Source organism: Polaromonas sp. P1_G4, assembly GCF_056405475.1.
This window is the reverse complement of sequence record NZ_JBFUCA010000218.1, coordinates 1-6,630: the sequence shown is the minus strand read 5'-3', so window position 1 is coordinate 6,630 and position 6,630 is coordinate 1. Positions and strand designations below refer to the sequence as shown.

Here is a 6,630-nt window from a genome sequence, read left to right as displayed (position 1 = left end):
TCATCAGCTTTGCCGGCGGCCTGCCCTCGCCCAAGACCTTTCCGGTCGCCGCCTTTCGCGAAGCCTGTGACAAGGTGCTGCGCGAAGACGGCCATGCGGCGCTGCAGTATGCGGCCAGCGAAGGCTATGCGCCGCTGCGCGAGATGGTGGCCGCCATGCTGCCCTGGGAAGTCGACCCGGCGCAGGTGCTGATCACCACCGGCTCGCAGCAGGGCCTGGATTTGATCGCCAAGATATTGATCGACGCCGGCAGCCGCGTGCTGGTGGAAACGCCTACCTACCTGGGCGCGCTGCAGGCCTTCACGCCGATGGAGCCCGAAATCGTCGGCGTGGCCAGCGACGATGAAGGTGTGGACGTCAAGGACCTGGCCAGCAAGGCCGCCGGTGCGCGTTTCTTTTATGTGCTGCCCAACTTCCAGAACCCGACCGGCCGCACCATGACAGAAGCGCGCCGCGCCGCACTGAGCGCCGAGGCCGCGCGCCTGGGCCTGCCCATCGTCGAAGACAACCCCTATGGCGACCTGTGGTTTGACACACCGCCGCCGCTGCCGCTCACCGCGCGCAACCCTGAAGGCTGCGTGTACATGGGCTCGTTCTCGAAAATCCTGGCGCCGGGTTTGCGCCTGGGCTTTCTGGTCGCGCCCAAGTCGCTCTACCCCAAGCTGCTGCAAGCCAAGCAAGCGGCCGACCTGCACACGCCGGGCTTTAACCAGCGCATGGTGGTCGAGACCATGAAGAACAACTTCCTGGACCGCCACGTGCCGACCATTCGCGCGCTCTACAAATCGCAGCGCGACGCGATGCTGGCCGCGATGAAGCAGGGCATGCCCGAAGGTGTGAGCTGGAACACACCGRCCGGCGGCATGTTTTTGTGGGTGCGCCTGCCTGAAGGCATGAACGCCATCGACCTGCTGCCCAAGGCCGTGGAGCGCAACGTGGCCTTTGTGCCCGGCTGGGCCTTCTACGCCGACCATGCCGACGCCCGCACGCTGCGCCTCTCGTTCGTCACGTCCAGCGTCGAGCAAATCAACATCGGCATCGCCGCGCTGGCTGCGGCCATACGCGAGCAACTACCTGCCGGCCTGCCTCAACTGCGCGCGGCAGCATGATGAACGCGAAAGGGACCTGACATGCTTCATCTTTGGGGGCGCATCAGCTCCATCAACGTGCGAAAAGTCGTGTGGGCCGCGCAGGAGCTGGGCCTCACGATGCAGCGAACCGACGCCGGGGGCCAGTTCGGTATCGTCAAGGAGGCCGATTACCGGCGCAAGAACCCGAATGCGCTGGTGCCGCTGATGGAAGACGGTGAGGTGCTCATCTGGGAGTCCAATGTCATCGTGCGCTACCTCTGCGCCAAGCACTCGCCAGGCAATTTTTATCCCACAACGCTGCCGCAACGCTTTGCCGCCGAGCAGTGGATGGACTGGCAGCAGACCACCTTCAACCCGGCCGGACGCACGGCTTTCGTGCAGTGGATTCGCACGCCAGCGGAGCAGCGCAATACAGAACTGATTGCGCAGTCCGTAGCCGCCACCGAAGCGCTGCTAACACTGCTCGATGCACATCTGGCTGACCATGCGTTCATGGGCGGCGACCAGTTCAGCATGGCCGACATTCCGCTGGGCTGCGAAATGCACCGCTGGTTCGGCTTGCCGCAGCCGCGGCCCGTGCGTCCCCATCTGGACCGCTGGTACCAAACCCTCCTGGCACGGCCCGCCACGCGCGGCGTGCTGGACCTGCCTTTGTCATAAATCTTCAAACCTCCCCTGGAAAACCGAGAAACCCCATGAAGCAGCGCGCATTCAAGCAAGTCGACGTGTTCACACCCACCCCTTACTTCGGCAACCCCCTRGCCGTGGTAATCGACGGCAGCGGCCTGGATGATGCCGCCATGCAGCGTTTTGCCAAGTGGACCAACCTCTCGGAAACCACTTTCCTGTTGCCACCCACAGACGCCACGGCTGATTACAGCGTGCGCATCTTCACGCCCGGCGGCGAACTGCCTTTTGCCGGCCACCCCACGCTGGGCAGTTGCCACAGCTGGCTGGAAGCCGGTGGGCAACCGCACAGCAAAGACTTTATCGTGCAGGAGTGCAAAGTAGGCCTGGTGAAGATTCGCCGCGAGACTGGCACGAAGCGCCTGGCGTTTGCCGCGCCGGCCCTGAAGCGCTCCGCGCCCAGCCCCTCATTGCTGGCGCAGGTAGCCGGCGCGCTGGGCCTGAAAGCGACAAGCATCCTGGCTGCCCAATGCCTGGACAACGGCCCGTTGTGGYTGGGCCTGCTGCTGGACAACCCGGAGACCGTGCTGCAACTGGCGCCCGATCACAAAGCGCTGGCCAAGCTGGGCACCAAAGTCGGCGTGGTGGCGCGCTACCCACGTGAGGAAACCGCGCCGCTGATTGCACGCGCCAACCGCGAAGCCAAGGCATTCGCAGCCTCCGCACCTGAAACAGCCCCTGATTTCGAAGTTCGGGCCTTCGCCTCTCCCATCGGTGTCGACGAAGACCCCGTCACCGGCAGCCTCAATGCCAGCCTGGCCCAGTGGCTGATCGCCGAAGGCCATGCATCCGAGCGCTATACCGCCTCGCAAGGTGTCTGCCTGGGCCGCGCCGGTCAGGTGCATATCGAGCGCGATGCAGCCGGCCAGGTGTGGGTGGGCGGCGAATCGGTCACCTGCATTGACGGAAGCGTGACGCTTTAGGAACCAGCCCTAACCATGGAACACAGCACCACACTCCCGCCGCTGGCCTCGCAGGTCGACCACCTCGTGGTGGTGGCGGCCAGCCTCGCCGAAGGCGTGCAGTGGTGCGAACGCGTGCTGGGCATCACGCCCGGGCCGGGCGGCGAGCATCCGCTGATGGGCACGCACAACCGGCTCTTCACAGTGGCCTCGCCGGCCTTTCCACGCGCCTATTTCGAAATCATTGCAATCAATCCGGACAAGCAAACCCCGCGTACGGCACCGGCCAGACGCTGGTATGACCTGGATGATCATGAGTTGCAGCTGCGGCTGAGCAAGACCGGCCCGCAGCTCGCGCACTTTGTCGCCTCGACGCCCCGTGTGATCGCGGCGGTGCGGGCGCTTTCCCGCCTGGGGCTGGATCGCGGTGAGGCGCTGGACGTCTCGCGCATGACGCCGCAAGGCCAGCTCACCTGGAAGATCACCGTGCGCGAAGACGGCCAGCGGCTGTTTTACGGCGCGCTGCCCACGCTGATCCAGTGGGGCGACGTGCATGCGGCCGACGGCATGGCGCCGTCGGGCGTCACGCTGCAATCGCTGCACGCCAGCCACCCGCGTCCCGACGCGCTGCGCGGCGGCTATGAAGCCATAGGGCTGGCTGGCGTAGGCCTCGCGCAAGGCCCGCCCAATCTCATCGCCACGCTGYAGACGCCGCGCGGCCTCGTCACGCTGGAATCCAAAGGAGCCTGAGAATGTTTACGAGCACAGAACTCGCCTGGTTTGCCCTCGCCGCCCTGGTGCTGGTGCTCACGCCCGGGCCCAACATGATTTACTGCATCTCGCGCACGCTGTGCCAGGGCCCCCGCGCCGGGCTGGTGTCGCTCAGCGGCGTGGCGCTGGGGTTTGTGGCGCACCTGCTGGCGGCATCTTTCGGTCTGACGGCCCTGCTGCTGGCCGTGCCGCTAGCCTTTGATGCCATCAAGGTGGCAGGCGCCGCTTACCTGCTCTGGATGGCCTGGCAAGCCGTCAAGCCCGGGGGCCTGGCGCCTTTTGAAACGCGCGAGCTGCCGCATGACCCGCCGCGCACGCTCTTCCTCATGGGTTTTATGACCAACCTGCTCAACCCCAAGGTCGCCATGTTTTATCTCTCCTTCTTTCCGCAGTTTTTGTACCCCGAGCGCGGCGACCTGCTGCTGCAAAGCCTGACGCTGGGCGCCGTGCAGATCAGCGTCAGCACGGGTGTGAACACGGTGCTGATCTGTTTCGCCGCGGCGATTGCCGGTTTCCTCAACCGCAATATCAGCTGGATGCGCGTGCAGCGCTACGTGATGGGCACGGTGCTGGGCCTTTTGGCGCTGCGCCTGCTGACTGAAAAGCGGGCGGCCGCATGAGCCGCCGGACCGCTCCCAAGGCGAATGCCGCAGCTCGCAGAGCGGAGACCACCCAATGAGCGCCGTACTCGACCACAAGCCGCAGCTGGGGAACAGCATGCTGCCTTCGCTGCAGGAGAYTGAAGACGCGGCGCGTGTCGTCTACCGCGAATTCCAGGCCACGCCGCAATACCGCTGGGGCCTGTCCAGCCAGCGGCTGGGCACCGACTGCTGGATCAAGCACGAGAACCACACGCCGGTGGGCGCATTCAAGCTGCGCGGCGGACTCACCTACTTTGAAGCGCTCAAGCAACGCGGCGAGCTGCCGCGAGAAGCCGTCAGTGCCACGCGCGGCAACCACGGCCAAAGCATAGGCTGGGCCGCCCGCGCGCACGGCGTGCCCTGCACCGTCGTGGTTCCGCACGGCAACTCAGTGGAGAAAAACGCCGCCATGCGCGCGCTGGGCGTCACACTGATCGAGCATGGCAACGACTTCCAGGAAAGCCGCGAGTTTGCGAAGAGGCTGGCTGCCGAACGCGGCGCCCACATGGTGCCGAGCTTTCATGCGGATTTACTGCGCGGCGTCAGCACCTACTGGTGGGAATTCATGCTGGCAGTGCCGCAACTCGACGTGGTGTATGTGCCGATAGGCCAGGGCTCGGGCGCGTGTTCGGCCGTTGCCGCCAAGCTGGCGCTGGGCCGCAAGCTGCGCATCGTGGGCGTGGTCAGCGCGCACGCCACCACCTACGCCGACTCGCTGGCCGCGGGGCGCGTGATTGAAGCACCGGTGACCACCTACCTGGCCGACGGCATGGCGTGCCGCGTCGCGGACCAGGCCGCGCTGGATGTCTTGCTGCCGCACCTGGAGCGCATCGTGAAGGTGACGGACGACGAAGTGGCCCAGGCCATGCGCGACCTCTATGCCGACACGCACAACGTGGCCGAAGGCGCGGGCGCGGCCAGCTTTGCCGCGGCCATGCAGGAGCGCGAGCAACTCAAGGGCCTGGTAGTGGGCACGACGCTGTGCGGCGGGAATGTGGACACGGCTATTGTCGCCAAGGTGCTAGCTGCCGGCCCCCACGCTTCTCGCTTCGCGTAGTGCGCTGCCCCCCGAGGGGGCGCTGCGCCTGCGGCCCGGCAAAGCCGGTTCCACGGCCCCTGCTGGCGGGGCTGCGTTTTTTGGCTGAGGCCTCGACACTCGAACACCCAGTCGCGCGCGAGACTAAACGCAGGGGGGCAGCGCGCCACAATTTACCCATGGGAACCCTCTACCTCGTGCGCCATGGCCAGGCCTCATTTGGCGAAGACGACTACGACGTGCTCAGCCCCATGGGGCGCCAGCAAAGCGTGCGTCTGGGCGAGTACTTCAAGTACAAGGGCATCACCTTTGACGCCGCTTTCACCGGCACGCTGCAGCGCCAGATCAATACCTTTGCAGGGATCTGTGAAGGCATGGGCATCACCATGCAAGCCACACAGCGCCCGGGGCTCAATGAATATGACAGCCACGCCGTCATCGGTGCCATCCACCCGCACAAGCTCGAAAAACCCACCACGCCCGAGGAATACCGCGGCCACTTCCGGCTGCTGCGTGACGGGCTGGCACAGTGGATGGCCGGCGTCGTCAGCCCCCAGGGCATGCCAAGCTACATCGGGTTTGTTGAGGGTGTAACTTCTGTCCTGGACCACATTCGTGCCAGTTACACCGGCAATGTGCTGCTGGTTTCCAGCGGCGGGCCCATCTCGACCGCAGTGGGCCATGTGCTGGGCACCAGCCCTGAAACCACGATAGAGCTGAACCTGCGCATACGCAACTGCTCACTTACCGAGTTTGCCTTTACGCCCAAGCGGCACATGCTGGTGACCTACAACACCTTGCCGCACCTGGACGCGCCCGAACACGCAAGCTGGATCACTTACGCCTGACAGTGCCCGCGAGCAGCCGGCTTCGTGGTTTTTCCGCCATTGCCGAATCGACCACAAGCAAAGATACTTTGCGGCAACATGACCGCCGCCCTGATGCCCAGTCTTCGTCCTGTCGGAATTCACCTTCACGGTGAAACAACCGGCGCGCTAGCGGCTTCCACCTACAGTTTCCTGGTGCAGCTTGAAAAGCTCGGTCTGCAGGACGCCGTGGAAACCAGTGAGATTTTTCCGGGCTCCACCGCCGCAAGAAGCTTTTGCCTGCCGGAAGGCCTCGCCGCACAATGGGCGCCCGGCCTGGATACCCTGGGCCTGGCGGAACGGCTGCAGCTGGATACGCTGAACGACAGCGAAGACCTGGAACGGGAGATTCTTCTGGCCATGCTGCTCAGCCCGGTCGCCTTTGAATTTCCCAGCCATGCGGAGCTGGCATCGGCAGTGCGCATACGCCGCAACATCGTGCTGGCCGCACGCAAGACTGCACTGGAATTCCACACCACCGAAGTCAACCGGCCGGAGGACTGCTGGGTCTACTCGGAAGACGCTGGCTTTACCGTCAAGCCCGGTCACGCACTGATTCCCGCCCTGGAAAAAGCCACCCAACCCGAGGCCTCGGGCAAGCTGTATTCCTTTTCCTGCTACCGCGCGACCGAATAC

The 6,630-nt window shown here is 64.9% G+C and carries 7 protein-coding genes and 1 pseudogene; all 8 read left to right on the top strand.

What is annotated here, in order from left to right; all coding sequences use genetic code 11:
* Window positions 1–1,109, top strand: a 1,109-nt coding sequence (locus AC1D1X_RS12415) for an aminotransferase-like domain-containing protein (protein ID WP_477698365.1), incomplete at its 5' end; no start/stop codon positions are given.
* A gap of 21 nt (window positions 1,110–1,130) precedes the next feature.
* Window positions 1,131–1,751, top strand: a complete 621-nt coding sequence (locus AC1D1X_RS12410) for a glutathione S-transferase family protein (protein ID WP_477668691.1) — start codon at window positions 1,131–1,133, stop codon at window positions 1,749–1,751.
* A gap of 35 nt (window positions 1,752–1,786) precedes the next feature.
* Window positions 1,787–2,701, top strand: a complete 915-nt coding sequence (locus tag AC1D1X_RS12405; protein WP_477668692.1) for a PhzF family phenazine biosynthesis protein — start codon at window positions 1,787–1,789, stop codon at window positions 2,699–2,701.
* A 15-nt stretch (window positions 2,702–2,716) separates the two neighbouring features.
* A complete protein-coding gene (locus tag AC1D1X_RS12400) occupies window positions 2,717–3,430 on the top strand; it encodes a VOC family protein (RefSeq protein WP_477698364.1) in 714 nt (237 codons plus the stop codon).
* 2 nt (window positions 3,431–3,432) lie between these two features.
* Complete coding sequence (locus AC1D1X_RS12395) at window positions 3,433–4,071, top strand: LysE family translocator (RefSeq protein WP_477668694.1); 639 nt, start codon at window positions 3,433–3,435, stop codon at window positions 4,069–4,071.
* A gap of 55 nt (window positions 4,072–4,126) precedes the next feature.
* Complete coding sequence (locus AC1D1X_RS12390; RefSeq protein WP_477698363.1) at window positions 4,127–5,149, top strand: threonine dehydratase; 1,023 nt, start codon at window positions 4,127–4,129, stop codon at window positions 5,147–5,149.
* 158 nt (window positions 5,150–5,307) lie between these two features.
* Complete coding sequence (locus AC1D1X_RS12385; RefSeq protein WP_477668696.1) at window positions 5,308–5,976, top strand: histidine phosphatase family protein; 669 nt, start codon at window positions 5,308–5,310, stop codon at window positions 5,974–5,976.
* A gap of 78 nt (window positions 5,977–6,054) precedes the next feature.
* Window positions 6,055–6,630, top strand: a pseudogene (locus AC1D1X_RS12380) (hypothetical protein); the annotation flags it as partial.

Bases quoted from the DNA above. Each gene is read 5' to 3' on its own strand.
- AC1D1X_RS12410 (WP_477668691.1), top strand. From the start codon at position 1,131: ATGCTTCATCTTTGGGGGCGCATCAGCTCCATCAACGTGCGAAAAGTC.
- AC1D1X_RS12395 (WP_477668694.1), top strand. From the start codon at position 3,433: ATGTTTACGAGCACAGAACTCGCCTGGTTTGCCCTCGCCGCCCTGGTG.
- AC1D1X_RS12385 (WP_477668696.1), top strand. From the start codon at position 5,308: ATGGGAACCCTCTACCTCGTGCGCCATGGCCAGGCCTCATTTGGCGAA.